The sequence below is a fragment of the Bacillus sp. SH5-2 genome (genome assembly GCF_008368905.1).
Taxonomy (GTDB): Bacteria; Bacillota; Bacilli; order Bacillales; family Bacillaceae_G; genus Bacillus_A; species Bacillus_A luti.
Genome location: NZ_QOSD01000013.1, coordinates 21,813 through 38,455, shown reverse-complemented (window position 1 = coordinate 38,455; position 16,643 = coordinate 21,813). Strand labels below are relative to the sequence as shown.

The following is a 16,643-nucleotide window of genomic DNA, read 5'->3' as shown; positions in this document are numbered from 1 at the left end:
GAGTACCTTTTTATTTTTAAACCTACACTCAAAAACACATAGCTTCCCCCTATCAATAAAAAAAAGACCACCAAAAGGCAGTCCCTCAAAACTCAATCCTATTCCCAACCCCTCGCTCCACCGCTTTCTCATACAAATACTTCGCAACGATAATATCCACTACTGCCAAACCAACTGATTTGAAAATAGTAATCTCTTCATCATTTTCGCGGCCGGCTTTTTCTCCGCTTATAATTTGACCGAGTTCGGCGTGGAGGTTGCTAGCTTCGAATAGACCTTCTTTTATCGGAACTTGAAGATCACCTGTTTCTTCTAGTGCCGCTTCTTTTGATTCGACTACTACTTTGTTTGCGCTTGTGATAGCGTGAGATGGTAGTTCTTGCATGCTTGGCCTGAATGAGCCGACGGCGTTTATGTGGACGCCTTTTTGTAGTTTTTCTGAGAAGACTGGTGTGGATGCGTTCGTAGTTGTGACGATAATGTCTGCTTCGCTTATTGCTTCATTTGGATCTCTGTAAACGTATGCTGGTTTATTGAATTTCTCTTGTATATATTGCGCAAATGCATACGCTTTTTCTTCTGTTCGATTGTATAAAATGACTTTTTCAATATCTCTAACCGTAAATACAGCTTCCGCAATTCCCTTCGCCTGTTCTCCAGTCCCGATAATACATAAAGTTTTTGCATTATGACGAGCTAAATGTTTCGTCGCTACTCCTGATAAGGCGCCTGTTCGGATCATTGTTAAATACGAACCTTCTAAAAGTGCGAGTGGTTCTCCCGTTTGAAAGTCTGATAGCATTACGATCCCGTTTATCGTTTTCTTTCCTATCTTTTTATTATGCGGGACTACTGTTACTACTTTTAAACCGAGTGCTTCAAGTCCTTCCGCTACTGAAGGCATAATTAATGCCGTATTTTGTTCGCTTGCAAATGGTAGTGAGCCACGTATTGGTGTAATCGTTCTTTCTGCGGAAAATTCTTGTAAAGCAAGCGCCGCGTATTCAATAACTTCGTTCATATTTACTAAGTTTCTTTGTTCGTTCGCGCTTATGACTAGCATATCTTTCCACCTCCTCCTTCTATCCTAACAAAAACCCACGCTTCAAATCATCCCTCGGATCTACAACGAACTGATGAAATCCTGTAATAAATGCATTCCCGGTTACTTTCGGAACGACAGCTTCATATGTATCTACCGCTGTTACCGACAATACTTCTCCCTCAAATTTCCCGTCAGTAATGCATTCATGAATGAAGATTTCTCCTTTTTGCAGAGCGTCTTTTTCAAAAAGGGTTGCGATTCTTGCAGAAGTTCCTGTGCCACAAGGGGAACGGTCTACTTGCCCATCAGCGAAGATCGTTACGTTTCGTAAAGTAGCGTCTTTTTCTTTCGGTTCGTCTGAGAAAATGACGCCGTATATTCCTTTTAACCCTTCTTCAAGTGGATGTTTTACTTCCATTTGGCTTTCAATATAGTGCTTAATTTTACCGCCCCACGCTTGAATGGCAGGTAAGTCCTTGAAATCAACTTTCAAACCAAATTCTTTACTGTCTACTACCGCGTAAAATGCTCCGCCAAATGCGATATCTACTTGAAATTCGTAGTCATCTATTTTAATAGGAACGTCTTTTTTATATACGAACGAAGGAACGTTTTCGAATGATACGGACTCTACTTCGCTCCCGTTAAACTTCGCATACGCAATGACTTCCCCAGCCGGGCTATCAATAATGAACTTTTGTTTTTCACCTGTCACTTCAAACATACCTGTTTCAATTCCTACTGTAATAACAGCAATAATGCCGTGACCACACATCGTACTCCAGCCTTCATTGTGCATAAATAATACGCCAAAATCAGCGTGAGCACTTGCAGGCGGAGTAATGATACAACCGTACATGCCGTGATGTCCTCTCGGTTCATACATAAGAACTTCGCGAAGGTAATCCAAATGTTCCATGCAGTATGCACGTCTTTCTAGTTGCGTTTCTCCCTTAATTTCTGGCACGCCACCCGTAATAATTCGAAGCGGTTCCCCCGCTACGTGAGCATCAATTGTCGTGTATATTTTACTAACCTTCATTTCTATCTCTCCCCTATATGTTGATACTATTTTTATTGCAAGTATCATGCCAGCGTATAAGGGCGAGATTTGTATACTTTTTTCAAAAAAACATACACTACTGTCTATTTTTTTATACAGTAGATAGTCGGTGATTATTAATCTCCAATCAGCCCCACCCTCACTAAACCTCAAAACAAAAAATCCTCCGAAAACTCAGAGGATAATTTAAACTATAGCTTTTCCACTTTGACTAGGTTATAGTTCCTTTTAAAATAATTTGACGGGATTTAAATTAAAAACCAAATTTATTCTTCATCCTCCAAGCTTTCCCACTCACTTAAATACATGACATCTTGTTTTACGTTTTTCTTTTCAGGAAGTAAACATAAAAATTCTAAAGAATTGCCATCAGGATCATAAAAATAAAGATTTGCGGTAGGTGTCCAAGTTTGAACCATAGGCTCGGAAGGTTCAAGACCGAAAGCAGCCCTTGGGTTTATTCCTTTATTAAGAAGCCATTCTCTTGCATGAATGATTTCTTCATAGTTAACCTTGAATGCAAAGTGACTTGTATGGAATGCTTCTTCCGATACCTCCCAAACGCCCAGCATCTGTTCTTTCTTATTTTCTTTATCAAACCAAAAGAATGCTACACGGCGTTCTTCAATAGTGCGAGCATGAAATAATCCAAGTTTAGTATAAAACTCTTTTGCCACTTCTAAATTTTTTGTTTTAACATGTGTTTCATATAAAGTACCTGGAAACAAAGCATATCCCTCCTTTATATTCAAAAAAATTCTTACTATAAATCCTATTTTAAGAAGCTAAAAATAGAAGTGATATCTTATTTTTTTCAATTTTGTAGCCCTAATACTTAACAAAAAAGCTCTTCTTCATTTGTAGAGGCTCCATCAAACCCTAACCGCCACAACATCCGGCACTTGCCTTACAATCTCCTCCCCAATCTTTATACTAGCCGTTGCGGCCGGGGATGGTGCATTACAAATATGCAGAGAATTGATGCCAGGAATAATGCAGAAGTCATCAACCATATTTCCGTTTGACAGGATGGCTTGTGCCCTTACCCCGGCATGCGTTGGGACGATATCTTTTTCTGTTAGTTCTGGTATGAGGCGCTGTAAGCTTTTTAGAAATGATTGTTTACTGAATGAGCGCACCATTTCTTTTATGCCTTCTTTCATGTTTGGCATTGCCATTTTCCAGAAGCCTGTGTATGTCATTGTTTCCATGAAGTCTCTTATGTCGAAGTCTTTTTTCGTATAGCCTTCACGCTTGAAGCTTAATACTGCGTTCGGTCCTGCGTGTACGTCTCCGTTTATCATTCTTGTGAAATGAACACCTAGAAACGGGAATTCTGGGTTTGGAACTGGATAGATCAAATGTTTTACGAGATGGCGTTTTTCTGGGACGAGTTCATAATATTCACCGCGGAACGGAACGATTTTCATATCCGTTAATATGCCTGTTTTTTTCGCAATGCGATCGCTATGTAAGCCGGCGCAGTTAATGAGAAATTTCGTTTTAAATGTGCCTTTGTTTGTCTCAATTGTGACAAGATCTTTCTTTTCCGTAATACGCTCTGCGGCTGTTCCTAAGTGTACTTCACCGCCGCATTCTTGAATTAATCGAGCAAATGCATAACTGACTCCTTTATAATCAGCGATCCCGCACGAAGGAACACGGATTGCGCCTAGTCCTTTTACATGCGGTTCGACTTCTGCTAATTGTTCTTTATCTATTTTAGTAATATGTAAACCGTTTTGTAGTCCTCTTTCGTATAAGTTATGTAAAAGAGGAAGTTCTTCTTTTTCTGTCGCGACAATGACTTTGCCGCACATGTCATAAGCGATGTCATTTTCTTTACAAAATTGGACCATCGCTGCGTTTCCTTCTTTGGCGAATTTTGCTTTATAGCTTCCAGGTTTATAGTAAATGCCAGAGTGAATGACACCGCTATTATGTCCTGTTTGATGATGCGCTAGTTCCTTTTCTTTTTCAATGATTGCGATTTTTGCATGAGGGAATTTTTTCGTTAAAGCCATTCCCGTTGAAAGACCAACGATTCCTCCGCCAATAATTATAAAGTCATACATCCTACTTCCCCCTTAATAGTATAAAAGGCAGGCCTCTTTGAAAGACCCGCCGTACATATTATTTAGAAAAACAACCGCGTTGACGCATGAGTTCTCTATATAAATCTTTATTCTTTTCGAATGCGGCTCTGCCGTGCATCCAAAATAAATTATTTAAAAGAACTAAATCACCAACTGGTAGTTTTAATGCATGTGTTGCCGGTGAATTTTCAACTGAATACGATAAATCTTTTAGATAGTTTGCTTGTTCGATATTATCTGGATACGCGAACTGATCAATAAAGCAAATGCACGGTGCGTTATTTACATCAAAAAACGTTTCACGATAGACGATTTCTTGCGAGTTTTTACTTGGTGGTGCTTTATACGTAATTTTAACAGATGCAAGCGAATGATCTCTAAATTTTTGAAGATCTTCCCAATCGTCTAAATGTAGTAACCGTGATTCCCCGCCTACCGCATTTTGTTCTTCAATTTTCATCATAAGAAGCCAGTCAGTTGGCTCATCCACGAATGTTCCGTCTGTATGAAGTGTAAATAATCGGTACGCTTGGCGAAGGTATGAGTCACTACTATCCGTATCTTTCACATTAAATCTAGCATAATACGTTCCTGTCATCGCATCAAAGTTCGGCGTTCCGATTAAATGTGTTAACGCTGTCGCAAATTTCACGTAGTCTGCTGGATCTATCGTTTCACCTTGTACACCAATTGTAAATCCGCCCGTCTCTCTATCATGAATAATGCCGCGAATGTTATCCATGAACGATTGCCCAAAAATCTTTCTCATACTATCTGCAAGATTAAACCGAGAATACGGAATGTATTGGAGTGACTGCTCTGAATGCTCTTTTACCTCTTCAAAAAACTGCTTAAGCAATTGCTGATTTAATACGATATGATATAAACGTTTATGCTCCGGATGAGGAACAATTTCATATCCCTCATATTTCTTTGCAAACTTCCTCTTCGCACTTTGTTCTGTAATAATCGACATTTCAATTCCTCCCTAAATGAAATATGAAGAACGTATTGACACTTTTTACAGACAGTTATCCTTATCTTCTTATGCTGAGATTCGGTCTTACTGCCCTAACAACGAAAAAGCCAGTCATACATATCCACGACAAAACAATCGCAGATACATACAACTGGCTCATAATTACGAGTGTTCTTTAATCTCTTAAAGTACAATAATAATAGACAGTTCATATGAAAATATGTGTAAAACAGGAAAACAAGATCGAATTTAGAGAAGGCTAATTTCTCGAATGGATCTTATTGATTAATTAAATGATAATTCAAAATATTCTAACTGTCAATTCGTTTTTTCTTATTTTCTCTACAAACTTTACACATTGTACAAATCCCCTTACTTTCTGCGCATCCTCTTTTCTTCGTCTCTTGTTTTACAACTTGCACATCATTTAACTTTTTCATATTCCTTGCCTCCTCTAATATAAAGTGAAACTTTAATCAGTGGGGGTTTTATTCATCCCCCACTGATTATTAGTTGAACCAATCGGACTTTTACGGGCAGTTGATCCCCCACCTACCTCTTTGCTTTCGCTGATTTGAGGTGGGGGTCTTACTGCCAGTTAAAGCGGGATAAAAAGCCAGTCGTATCCCTTTAAAAGGAATACAACTGGCTCTCGTTTATAGCTATACAAACTAGACAGTTATTTTATAAATTTGTTTCCTCATACTCTTCCGCAGGCTTTTCATCGTTCAAATAACTTACATATTGGCGATGTAAATCTTTTACCGCACTGACGATAGCATTTTGTGCTTTTCCTTGATAATGATCCGTAATATCTTGCACGATTTCTTCAATACCATCCCGCAAACTATGTCCTCTCAAAATTTGAGCGACAAAGTCTCTGCCGTGCTCTGTTGCGAGCGTACATGACGCTTCAATAATGACATGATATTTATGATCTGCTTCAATCGTAATTGTTAATGTTTCATACATACTGCGAACAGCCATCCCTTTCGGAAGTCTCGAATGTCCTGCCATGAAAAAAGTTCCTTTGCGCATATTGCATCCTCCGTTACGATGTTTTTAGTGTTTATACTTGATCTACGTATACTGTCTTTATTCTCGTGTAAAATTCTTTCGCCGCTTTCCCTTGTTCACGCGGGCCAGCACTGGAGTTTTTCATTCCGCCAAACGGAACTTGTGGTTCTGCTCCTGCCGTTTCTGAATTTACATGAACCATTCCAACTTCCATATCATCAATAAACCGCTGAGATAAACTTAAATTATTCGTACAAATCGATGCACTTAGTCCGTATTCTGTATCGTTTGCTAAAGAAACTGCTTCTTCATAACTATTCACTTTAAACAAACAGATTACCGGGCCAAAAATTTCTTCTTTTGCAATGCGAGCATCCGCGTCTACATTTTCAAAAATAGTCGGTAACACGTAAAAGCCATTCTGCAATTCAGCATCTTTCGGCTCGCTACCACCATACAGTAAAGAAGCCTCTTTTTTTCCTACTTCAATCATCGATAAAACAGATTGTTGCTGCCCCTCAGAAACACATGGCCCCATAAATGTATCAGGCTCTAACGGGTTACCCACTGTAAGAGCTTCCGTACGCTGCAACAGTCGACCCTTGAATGCTTCATAAATTTCAGCTTCTACAATGACTCTACTCGTTGCCGTACATTTTTGCCCCGTTGACATAAACGCTCCTTTTATCGCAATTGTTACCGCCTTTTCAATATCGGCATCTTTTAATACAACTAACGGGTTTTTCCCGCCCATCTCTAATTGCACTTTTTTCCTCGTTTCAACGGCTGCTTTCTGAATGATATTGCCGACGTGATTAGAACCGGTAAAGGATACCGCTTTTATATCCGGATTTCCCGTTAACTCTGCTCCAACTTCAGATCCTTTGCCGAACACACAGTTTATAACACCTGCCGGAATACCCGCCTCATGAAACGCATTTACAAGATGGTACACCGATTTCGGCGTCACTTCTGCCGGCTTAATGACAATTGTATTTCCGTAAATAAGCGCTGGCGCCATTTTCCACGCCGGAATCGCAATTGGGAAGTTCCACGGCGTAATTAATCCGACCGGCCCTACTGCTACACGTTTACTGTAAAGCATCGTACTTTCATTCGCAGACGGAATAATCTCTCCAATCGGCTGATTCGCTTCCCCGGCATAATATTCAAGGATGCTAATTGCTCGCTTCGTCTCGCCTATTCCTTCTGCAAGCGTCTTTCCTTCTTCATTCGTTACATCTCGGCCAATTTCATTTACCTTTTCTTTTAAAATAGCTGCCGCTTTCCATAAATAGCTCGCTCTTTCTTGAAACGATAACTTTTGCCATTTATGAAACGCTTCTTTCGCTGATGCAATTGCTAGTAGCGTATCTTCTACTGAACTAAACGGGAATTCGCCTAGCACTTCCCCGTTATGCGGATTATAATTTTTCACATATGCATTCGTGGAAGGTTCTCTCCACTCACCGTTTATATAATTGAAAAACTTCATTCCCCTGCCCCCACCATTTTTATTTTGATAGTTTTGCAATTGCCGCTTCTAAAATAGTAAGCCCTTCTTCCAGCTGTTCATCTGTTATAACGAGAGGCGGTAAGAAACGAAGTACATTACTATAAATACCTGCACTTATCGTAATAACCCCTTTACTATGCGTTTCCTTCATAATCGCTTTCACTTCTTCCGTTGCTGGCTCTTTCGTTTCTCTATCTTTTACAAGCTCGATTGCAGTCATCGCGCCGATTCCTCTCACATCACCAATTAGTTCGTATTTCTCTTTCCAACTATTAAATACTGTCATCATACGTGCGCCAATTTCAGCAGCGCGATTTACTAAATTCTCTTCTTCTATTACATCTAAAACAGCTAACGCAGCTGCGCAAGCAACTGGACTTCCAGAGAATGTACCTCCAAGTTGACCAGGACCAGGTGCATCCATTAGTTCCGCTCTTCCTGTTATTGCGCTAAGCGGCATGCCAGCAGCAATTGATTTTGAAAATGTCATTAAATCAGGAGCTATCCCAAAATGATCCATTGCAAATAAACTACCTGTACGAGCAAAACCAGTTTGAATTTCATCCGCAATCATCAAAATTCCGTACTTATCACAAATATTTCGGACACCTTGCATAAATGTAGTCGTCGGAACGATAAATCCGCCTTCTCCTTGAAGCGGTTCCAAAATAATCGCAGCAATAGTATCACTTGCGACTTCTTCTAACATAAAACGCTCAAAATACGATAAAATTTGTTCGTCGACTTCTTCTTGCGTCAATCTTTCGTCAGCACGGTAATAATACGGATATGGTAGTTTATACACTTCGGATGCGAACGGCCCAAATCCATGCTTGTACGGTTTCACCTTACTTGTAAGTGACATCGTCATAAGTGTACGTCCGTGATAAGCTCGTTCAAACGAAACGATCGCGCTTCTTCCCGTTGCCTTTCTAGCTATCTTCACTGCATTTTCTACTGCTTCAGCTCCGCTATTGGCAAACATCGTTTTTTTCTTAAAATCACCTGGCGTTAATTCATTCAGCCTTTCAGCTAACGTAATATAACTTTCATATGGCGCTACGTGGAAACAACTATGAATAGAAGATTCCACTTGTTCTTGAATCGCCTTCACTACTTTCGGGTGACAATGCCCAACGTTTTGCATACCAATTCCGCCCGCAAAGTCGATCAGTTCATTCCCATCTATATCTGTAATAATTGCTCCCTTTGCTGATTGCACATACAACTCCGTAATATTGTATGGCCCTTCTGGCACCGCATTTTTTCTTCTTTCATGTAATATGCTAGATTTTGTAGTAACAATATCTTTCAACATGGAACATACCCCTTTTCTTATTCTTTTTCTATGCTAATTTCCGAATCTTTTATAATCGTAAAATCATTCAACTTTTGCCTATCTAACTTTCTAACTCTCAGAAAATAACTTATTATTACTAGGGTAGTAGCTAGTAACGTCATATAAAACTGCATGCGCATATCTGCGATGAACGCCTGCGAAACAAAGATCGTAATAATCATTAAAAGTGTTGCATATGTGAGATAAGGGAATAACCACATTTTCACTTTTAGCTTTCCAGCCCCTTCTCGTTCCCTTTCTCGTCTTAACTTCACATGCGAAACGGCAACGAACATATACATAAGCATCGTTACTCCGCCTGAACTATTCGCTAAAAACGCAAACAGTTTGTCAGGAGATATAAATTTCAACATCGCGCAAATAAAGGCAAATACGATACTCGCATAGATTGCGATAACCGGCGTTCCTCTACTATTTAACTTTGAAAAAGCGGACGGAGCGTCACCTTTTTTCGCAAGTGAAAATAACATACGCGAACTCGTATATATACCTGAATTCATAACGGAAAGTAGTGATAAAAATACGACACCATTCATAATTTCTGCGGCTGCAGGTACTCCTGCCATATTAAATAAACTCGCATACGGAAGCTTTAATAACTCCTTATCCGTCCACGGAATAAACATAACTAAAATCGTTACTGATCCGACGAAGAAAAGCATAAGGCGCCATACTACATTATTAATCGCCCGTATAACATTCTTCTCTGGATTTTCCGATTCTCCGGCTGCAATCGCAGCTACTTCGCTTCCCGATAACGAGAACGAAATAAACACAACGCTCAGTAAAACAGGGACAATACCGTTCGGGAAGAAACCACCGTGCTCTGTAATAATAGAAAGACTCGGTCTATCCACCCCCGGAACGAGACCAAAGAACATTGACACTCCTAAAATTAAAAACGCAACAATCGCCACGACCTTAATAAACGCTAACCAATATTCAAACTCACCGTACAATTTTACTGAATATACATTCGTCATCGTCATTAAAAGGACCATACATAAACTTGCGATCCAAGCTGGAACGGAAGGAAACCAATTGTTAATCATTACGCCTAAAAGCACCGCTTCGATTGCGATAATAATGACCCAGTTAAACCAATACAACCATCCGATCGTGTATCCTGCCCACGGACCAATTGCTTTATTCGCATACGTTGCGAAAGAACCGCTATCAGGATTTTCCGCCGCCATTTCTCCTAACATCCGCATCACGAGCACAACTATTAAAGCGCCGATAATATAGGACAAAATCGCCGCGGGTCCTGACGACTGAATAATCGTCCCGCTTCCTACAAACAAACCGCCCCCGATAACCCCGCCAATCGAAATCATTGTTATATGCCGCGTTTTTAAATCCTTTTGTAACTCCTTTTTCTCTTTAGCCAAACAGTTCACCAACCCCTCCATTAGCATGAACGTGCGCCACAACCCATTGATAACGCTTTCTCGAAATCGCCTCCTACGTTTTAAGAAAAAATAAAAAGAGCCAGAAAAACAACGCATACAACCGCATTGAATTTTACTGCCTCTATCCTTATGGCTCGTCCTCCTGCTAAGGAAGCTCAAGTGGAAAGAAGTTCCTCTATTCATTTCAAGCATACATCCGGGCTTACAGGGAGGCTAATCACTGTCATCCGATAATAAGTTAATCATAATATAAATAAACTGAATATTCAATATTAATTTGAAGTGAAATTTCCAAATCACCCCAACATATACTGTTCAAAAGAAAAAGGAAGTGATCTCATGTACTACGGAACAAAAGGCTGGTACGTAGCAGAACTAAAAAAATTAGGCGTTCGTTACTATGAAGGACGGAAGCTAGAAAGCTACCGCGGACACGTCTTGCGCAATTTATTAATTGCACAGCAAGAGAAATTAAAGGAACAGTAACATTCTAATGTAACGATATCGGCGATTCTCGGAATATATCAACGATGTTTCAAATATATCGTTCACAACTTATCATATATCGACGATTCGACATGGAATATCGACTTACCGACAAATTCCGCTAATTCATCCATCTAAACAACCAACCAATCACACATCAATACAAACAAAAAAGGTCACCCAAACGGGTGACCTTCCTTTCTTATTCACATACAAGAATTTGTCTAGAAAATGTTCCTTTTCTTGTAACACAACGATCTACAATTTCAAATCCTGCTTCATGAATCATATCGTCCATTGTTTCCATCGTAACAACGACTACTTTTTTCGCGATGCGACGTGCGCTTGAAAGAATAGAGAGCTGATCTTCTGGTGTTGCGTGCGTAAATAAGTCGTACGGCATATCGATAATTGCAACGTCATAGTTCTCAGTAATCTCCTCGATTGGACCTTTTGTTACCGTTCCTTCAAACCCGAAATGTGCGATGTTTTTTCGCGTTCCAAGAACTACAAGTGGATTAATATCTCTACCAACGATGTTAATTCCCATAGAAAGTGCTTCTACTACTACCGTTCCAATGCCGCAGCACGGGTCAATTGCTCGTACTCCCTCTGGATTTGGTACAGCAATATTTGCAACCGATCTCGCAACACGTGTGCTAAGAGAAGTCGAATAGCTATGCGGTTTTTTGATGTGATGATACCAAACCGGTTCACTTTCCACATAGTGTCCGAAATACCAACGTCCTCCAAGAGGAACAATCCCGAATACACGCTCCGGATTACGAACGTCTGCTTCTCCTTCAATATGCATGCCGAGGTCTCGTTCAATAAGACGTCTCTCTCCATATTCAATCTTATTTTCTTTCCCAAGGTCATTTATTTTAACGAAGATAACTTTGAATGTCGCTCCCGCTAAATCAATTTGTTCCACTTGTTTTAGGATGCTTTCTAAGTCGTCTCCTTCATACATAACTTCAACGCGCTCTTTAATAAACGCACTTCTACTCGGATCAATCTTAACGTCACTTTTCAAAATATTAACGTGAGACTCCATTCCAAAGAACGAGCGCATTTCCAAGTAACATAAAGCACGCTCCTCCTCACGAAATGCATACGTATATATACATGCAGGTGTTTTACTATGATTATTCAATCTATGATCATCCTTTATCATTTTAAATTATTATCACAACTACTCGAACATCTTTTTCATGTAAAATTAAATGATATCACATGCCCGAAATAAAGAGAAACCTTTATAATTTGTTTTACAAATAAAAGAGACTGCCTATTGGCAATCTCTTTTTAGTTATTAACGGAAAGAAGATACGTTATTACCCATTGCTTCGTAGTAATCTAAAATACCTTGATAAATGGCTTCCGCTGCACGTTGTCTCCATTGTTCTGAAGATAGCTTTTCACCTTCACCTTTTGCATCAATAAATCCTAGTTCAGTTAGAATAGCCGGCATTGTATTATATTTAATTACATAGAAGTTATCTGTTTTTACCCCTCTATTGTTTGTCTCAAGGGCATTAACTAAACGTTTTTGTACTTTTTCTGCCAGTATACGGCTTTCTTCTTTGTTTGGATTTGGTGTTGCTGATCTATAATAATATGTTTCGGTACCTTCTACTGAGTTGTTATATCCATTAGCATGAATACTTACGAAAATGTCACCGTTATTTTTATTAGCAAATTCTACACGTTTTCTTAAAGAATCGCCAGAATCAACTCCCGGACGTGTATCATCTGTACGTGTTAATAACACAGTAAATGGTGTTTTCTTTTCAAATAATTTTTGTACTCGTAATGATGTATCTAATACAATAGCACTTTCATCCATATTTACACCAAGATGTCCTGGATCTTCTCCACCATGACCTGGATCAATAATAATCGCTTTACCTTCTAAGAAGTTACCTTGTTTCACTGGGTTTAATTGGTTTTTATCCACCCATTGGAAGCCGCTATTTGTACGAATACGAATCCAGCTATCTTTTTCTTCAATAACCGTTACTTTTTGCGCTTCACGTTTCCCTAACACTTTAGAAGAATGTGACGCTTCTGCATACGTTGTAAATCCTTCATTAATCACTTCTGTTTTCTCTGTTAAAGGTGTCCATTTATCACCTTTACTCGTTACAATTTTAATCCATCCATCTCGCTCTTCTTTTACTACCACTTTTTGTGGTTCATGTTGCACGTCAGTGATTCCTGATGATAAAGATGGTTGGTGATATGTAATGAACTTACGATCAATATACATTTCCTTTGTTGTATCTTCTGGTTTACTAATGTCATTACCATTTTTCTTTAGCTTGTCCGCTTTATACGTCATTTGTGCTGCTTGTTCACGTGGTATAGAAAGATCCGGACTCCAAGTTTTCGTTCCTGTACCAGCAGAAATCTCTAACGCTACTAAAATATTTGCCGCTTCTTTACCGAAGTGATTTTCTAAATCATTAAATTTATTCGTTATTGGAGCTTTTACTAAATCTTTTAATTTATAAGCTTTCACAAGCATAGATGCCATCTCAGCACGCGTTACTTTTCCCTCAGGATCAAATACGCCTGCTCCTCGTCCTGCAATAATATTTTCTTTTTCAATTGCTGCAATATACTGAGCTGCCCAATGATTTTTTGAATCATTAAAAGATGGCTTCGCCGCTGGATTAACGTTTAATCCAATTGCTTTCGCTACAATTGTCGCTGCTTCAGCACGTGTTAAAAGACCTTGTGGTACAAACGTACTGTCCGTCATACCGCTAATTACATTTCTCTCTACTAAATAGTAAATTGCGTCTTTTGACCATGCGTTATCCGGAACATCTGAAAACTTCTTCGTTTCTGCTAAACTACTAACTGGATAAGCTAGTAAACTTGCCGCTAACATACCAGCAGCTATTGCTTTGTACTTCATAAAAAATAAATCCCCTCTCGAAATCTAGCATTATACAATTCTCTTAATCAAACTAATATTAAAAATATTAATTGGTAAATAACTCCTATAATAGTTTATAACATTCTATCACTGTAGTAAATACGTTTCCCACCCATATTATCAAATGTGAGTATATAAGGAATAATAAATATAAATAAAATTCAAAAAAGCGATTAGTTATTCATTAAACGAATCGCTTTTTCTATACTACTTAAAGTTTTCTTCGACATATGTCTTGCCTTCTTCTAAAGGAAGTTTTTTCTCATCTATTTGTTTCGCTTCCCCCGTATCTAAATTTGTTTGGAACGTTGAAAAGTACCACATTCCTTCCCCATTATCATAATTCCCAATAAGAAATTTCCCCTTATCTAACGTTTTAAAACAAGTTCCTGCAATCCCTAAGTCACCTTCACCAAATTTCACTTTCATTACTTTCCCTTTATGAATGTAAAAAACTTTCGCTGTTGAAAGATTAGAAGATTCGCGCTGTAGTGCGATAAAGAAATCCGGTGTACCTTTACTAACAAATCCATTTTTTCTAGAAGTATTGAATACAAACTCTCCAATTTGTGCCTCTTGTAAATATAACGTCGCACTTGTAGATTGTAAGGCAAGTTGATATTCACCTTTATATATTTGATCCCCTTCTTGTGCACCAACCCAAGCTTCTTTTTGTGTTTCATGTTCTTCGTTATTTGCAAATACATGCAAAGTATACGTTTCTCCTTCTACAGAGTTCATCGCAACGGTGTAACGACTTTGCACTTGTGGATTCATTTGTGATCCTTGTATTTGTCTATCCTCTTTTTTATTCTCCTTGATATCCTCTACCTTATTTACTTCCTTTTCCCCTGAACTTTCTTTAGCACTTTCTGTAGAACATCCACTTAACGCTAAACTTACTACGATACCACCCATCAATAGTTTCTTCATATTTATCCCCCAGATAAAAAGCTGACTAAAAATACTATTTTCAATCAGCTTTCTCTATTCTCTATGAAATTAGCCTTCAATTAAATTAGACATCACATACGCATATATAAGTGCTTCTGTATGCGCAATCGAGCTTTCATGCGTACGCTCAAATGCATGAGAAGAATCAATACCCGCTCCAATTAATGCATGTTTCACATCAAATCCAGCACGAATCGCAGCTGATGCATCAGAGCCGTAGAATGGATAAATATCTACTTTATATTCAATATTGTTCTTTTTCGCAAGCTCTACTAAATGTTTACGTAGTGCATAATGATACGGGCCACTAGAGTCTTTCGCACAAATCGATACTGTATATTCGTCAGATGTTTGTCCATCACCTAACGCTCCCATATCAACAGCTAAATATTCAACCGTTTCTTCTGGAATGTTAGAATTACCACCGTATCCGATTTCTTCATTATTAGAAATTAAGAAATGCGTTGTATATGGTAATGTTACGTTTTCATCCTGTAATCTCTTAATTAATTTTAATAGAATCGCAACACTTACTTTATCATCTAAATGACGAGATTTTATGTATCCACTCTCTGTAATTTGAACGCGTGGATCAAATGAAACGAAGTCTCCTACTTCAATCCCTAATTCACGTACTTCATTGACCGAAGAAACACGCTCATCAATACGAACTTCAATATTTTGCTCATCACGTTTCGCTTCACCTGCATTTTTGTATACGTGTACAGATGTTTGATGCATTAAAATCGTTCCTGTATACGTCTTGCCACTTGATGTTTCAATTTCGCAATATTCCCCTTCTACAGAGTTCCAGCGAAATCCACCAATCATAGAAAGGCGAAGACGACCGTCAGGCTTAATTTCTTTCACCATCGCACCTAACGTATCAACGTGCGCTGTTAATAAACGGTGCTGTGCATCATTTTTTCCTTTTACCGTAATAATAAGAGCCCCTTTATTGTTACGCTTCGTTTCCACATTCCAATCACTTACATAGTTTTCAATAAAACGAATAATTTTCTCTGTATTTCCAGATGGACTCGGAATAGAGACAAGCTCCTTAATAAGTTCCATCGTTTCTTTCGTATGATGTGCCATCGTCGTTTCCTCCTCATTTTCTCTACTATTCAGTATACAAAATTTGCTAGAAAACCTCTACTCATATAGCTTAATTTTCTAAATTATAGTAAAATTCACTTTAGTATACAAAAGGAGTTATGAAATATGAATATATCAAAAAAACATGTACACATTGCACTCATTTGGTTTTTAGCATCATTATTTTGCTTACAAGTTTCTTACGCAGTTCATACTACTACTTCTATTACAATCGGCTGGATAGTAACAGCTATCTTCTTCATCATTAGTTTAATCGCAACAAAAAAGCATAGCATTACTCACTAACGCTATGCTTTTCCTATAAAACTATTCTTCTGAAACGTCTAATAAATAAATGCCTCTTTCAAATCCACCGCGCTCTATTTCCTTTTGCTTACGAAGACGTTCTACATCTTCAATCGATGCACCTTCTGCACGCGCCAATGAAATAATAACTTCCAGTGCATCTGCAAGAGAATCTAGCGCATGTTCACGCTCTTTCATAGAAGCAAATTCACGAATTTCTTCCGTTCCAATTTTCGCTAACGCTTGTATGTATGCTTGCCCTGTTAACTTTTGTGCTGTATACGTTTTTCCAGACATTAAAATCTTCTCTGGAACACGATCTCTTACTAACTTGTTATACGCTGACATCATTCAACCTCCTATA

General features: G+C 38.6%; 16 protein-coding genes and 1 pseudogene. 2 read left to right on the top strand and 15 right to left on the bottom strand.

Annotated elements, in window-relative coordinates:
* Positions 1-85 precede the first annotated feature (85 nt).
* From DN410_RS10300 to DN410_RS10260, 10 genes are all read right to left on the bottom strand, one after another.
* Positions 86-1,063, bottom strand: coding sequence for an ornithine cyclodeaminase family protein (locus DN410_RS10300; protein WP_149176420.1), 978 nt, complete (start codon positions 1,061-1,063; stop codon positions 86-88).
* 19 nt (positions 1,064-1,082) lie between these two features.
* Positions 1,083-2,135, bottom strand: coding sequence for a proline racemase family protein (locus DN410_RS10295; protein WP_149176558.1), 1,053 nt, complete (start codon positions 2,133-2,135; stop codon positions 1,083-1,085).
* Positions 2,136-2,374: 239 nt separating this feature from the next.
* Positions 2,375-2,836: a VOC family protein gene (locus DN410_RS10290; RefSeq protein ID WP_071710766.1), complete on the bottom strand. Its 462-nt coding sequence runs from the start codon at positions 2,834-2,836 to the stop codon at positions 2,375-2,377.
* A gap of 144 nt (positions 2,837-2,980) precedes the next feature.
* Complete coding sequence (gene lhgO, locus DN410_RS10285; RefSeq protein ID WP_149176419.1) at positions 2,981-4,183, bottom strand: L-2-hydroxyglutarate oxidase; 1,203 nt, start codon at positions 4,181-4,183, stop codon at positions 2,981-2,983.
* A 58-nt stretch (positions 4,184-4,241) separates the two neighbouring features.
* A complete protein-coding gene (glaH, locus tag DN410_RS10280) occupies positions 4,242-5,180 on the bottom strand; it encodes a glutarate dioxygenase GlaH (protein WP_149176418.1) in 939 nt (312 codons plus the stop codon).
* A 314-nt stretch (positions 5,181-5,494) separates the two neighbouring features.
* A complete protein-coding gene (locus DN410_RS28400) occupies positions 5,495-5,623 on the bottom strand; it encodes a hypothetical protein (protein WP_255446720.1) in 129 nt (42 codons plus the stop codon).
* A gap of 244 nt (positions 5,624-5,867) precedes the next feature.
* On the bottom strand, positions 5,868-6,221 hold the full coding sequence (locus DN410_RS10275) for a DUF3870 domain-containing protein (protein WP_088106503.1): 354 nt from the start codon (positions 6,219-6,221) through the stop codon (positions 5,868-5,870).
* Between the two features lie 31 nt (positions 6,222-6,252).
* Entirely contained in the window at positions 6,253-7,695 is a 1,443-nt protein-coding gene (locus DN410_RS10270) for an aldehyde dehydrogenase family protein (protein WP_149176417.1), read from the bottom strand.
* 19 nt (positions 7,696-7,714) lie between these two features.
* On the bottom strand, positions 7,715-9,034 hold the full coding sequence (gene gabT, locus DN410_RS10265; RefSeq protein ID WP_149176416.1) for a 4-aminobutyrate--2-oxoglutarate transaminase: 1,320 nt from the start codon (positions 9,032-9,034) through the stop codon (positions 7,715-7,717).
* Positions 9,035-9,051: 17 nt separating this feature from the next.
* Positions 9,052-10,476 carry an amino acid permease gene (locus DN410_RS10260; RefSeq protein ID WP_149176415.1) on the bottom strand — a complete coding sequence of 475 codons (1,425 nt, stop codon included), beginning with the start codon at positions 10,474-10,476 and terminating at the stop codon, positions 9,052-9,054.
* 307 nt (positions 10,477-10,783) lie between these two features.
* Between DN410_RS10260 and DN410_RS10255 the strand changes: the two are divergent.
* Positions 10,784-10,974 (top strand): annotated as a pseudogene (locus tag DN410_RS10255) (YflJ family protein).
* Positions 10,975-11,176: 202 nt separating this feature from the next.
* Here DN410_RS10255 and DN410_RS10250 read toward each other — a convergent pair.
* The 4 genes from DN410_RS10250 to DN410_RS10235 all read right to left on the bottom strand — a co-directional run bounded on the left by DN410_RS10250 (position 11,177) and on the right by DN410_RS10235 (position 15,973).
* Entirely contained in the window at positions 11,177-12,130 is a 954-nt protein-coding gene (locus DN410_RS10250; protein ID WP_149176414.1) for a TRM11 family SAM-dependent methyltransferase, read from the bottom strand.
* A gap of 159 nt (positions 12,131-12,289) precedes the next feature.
* On the bottom strand, positions 12,290-13,900 hold the full coding sequence (locus tag DN410_RS10245) for an N-acetylmuramoyl-L-alanine amidase (RefSeq protein WP_149176413.1): 1,611 nt from the start codon (positions 13,898-13,900) through the stop codon (positions 12,290-12,292).
* Positions 13,901-14,128: 228 nt separating this feature from the next.
* Positions 14,129-14,854: a hypothetical protein gene (locus tag DN410_RS10240; protein WP_149176412.1), complete on the bottom strand. Its 726-nt coding sequence runs from the start codon at positions 14,852-14,854 to the stop codon at positions 14,129-14,131.
* A 69-nt stretch (positions 14,855-14,923) separates the two neighbouring features.
* On the bottom strand, positions 14,924-15,973 hold the full coding sequence (locus DN410_RS10235) for a M42 family metallopeptidase (RefSeq protein ID WP_149176411.1): 1,050 nt from the start codon (positions 15,971-15,973) through the stop codon (positions 14,924-14,926).
* A 126-nt stretch (positions 15,974-16,099) separates the two neighbouring features.
* Between DN410_RS10235 and DN410_RS10230 the strand changes: the two genes are divergently transcribed.
* Positions 16,100-16,279: a hypothetical protein gene (locus DN410_RS10230; RefSeq protein ID WP_149176410.1), complete on the top strand. Its 180-nt coding sequence runs from the start codon at positions 16,100-16,102 to the stop codon at positions 16,277-16,279.
* Between the two features lie 21 nt (positions 16,280-16,300).
* Here the strand turns inward: DN410_RS10230 and DN410_RS10225 are convergent, their stop codons facing one another.
* Positions 16,301-16,627 (bottom strand): nucleoside triphosphate pyrophosphohydrolase, encoded by a 327-nt coding sequence (locus tag DN410_RS10225; RefSeq protein ID WP_001277350.1) that lies wholly within the window; start codon positions 16,625-16,627, stop codon positions 16,301-16,303.
* Positions 16,628-16,643: the final 16 nt, after the last annotated feature.

Bases quoted from the DNA above. Each gene is read 5' to 3' on its own strand.
- glaH (WP_149176418.1), bottom strand. From the start codon at position 5,180: ATGTCGATTATTACAGAACAAAGTGCGAAGAGGAAGTTTGCAAAGAAA.
- DN410_RS10245 (WP_149176413.1), bottom strand. From the start codon at position 13,900: ATGAAGTACAAAGCAATAGCTGCTGGTATGTTAGCGGCAAGTTTACTA.
- DN410_RS10240 (WP_149176412.1), bottom strand. From the start codon at position 14,854: ATGAAGAAACTATTGATGGGTGGTATCGTAGTAAGTTTAGCGTTAAGT.
- gabT (WP_149176416.1), bottom strand. From the start codon at position 9,034: ATGTTGAAAGATATTGTTACTACAAAATCTAGCATATTACATGAAAGA.
- DN410_RS10295 (WP_149176558.1), bottom strand. From the start codon at position 2,135: ATGATACTTGCAATAAAAATAGTATCAACATATAGGGGAGAGATAGAA.
- DN410_RS10235 (WP_149176411.1), bottom strand. From the start codon at position 15,973: ATGGCACATCATACGAAAGAAACGATGGAACTTATTAAGGAGCTTGTC.
- DN410_RS28400 (WP_255446720.1), bottom strand. From the start codon at position 5,623: ATGAAAAAGTTAAATGATGTGCAAGTTGTAAAACAAGAGACGAAGAAA.
- DN410_RS10225 (WP_001277350.1), bottom strand. From the start codon at position 16,627: ATGTCAGCGTATAACAAGTTAGTAAGAGATCGTGTTCCAGAGAAGATT.
- lhgO (WP_149176419.1), bottom strand. From the start codon at position 4,183: ATGTATGACTTTATAATTATTGGCGGAGGAATCGTTGGTCTTTCAACG.
- DN410_RS10270 (WP_149176417.1), bottom strand. From the start codon at position 7,695: ATGAAGTTTTTCAATTATATAAACGGTGAGTGGAGAGAACCTTCCACG.
- DN410_RS10300 (WP_149176420.1), bottom strand. From the start codon at position 1,063: ATGCTAGTCATAAGCGCGAACGAACAAAGAAACTTAGTAAATATGAAC.
- DN410_RS10275 (WP_088106503.1), bottom strand. From the start codon at position 6,221: ATGCGCAAAGGAACTTTTTTCATGGCAGGACATTCGAGACTTCCGAAA.
- DN410_RS10230 (WP_149176410.1), top strand. From the start codon at position 16,100: ATGAATATATCAAAAAAACATGTACACATTGCACTCATTTGGTTTTTA.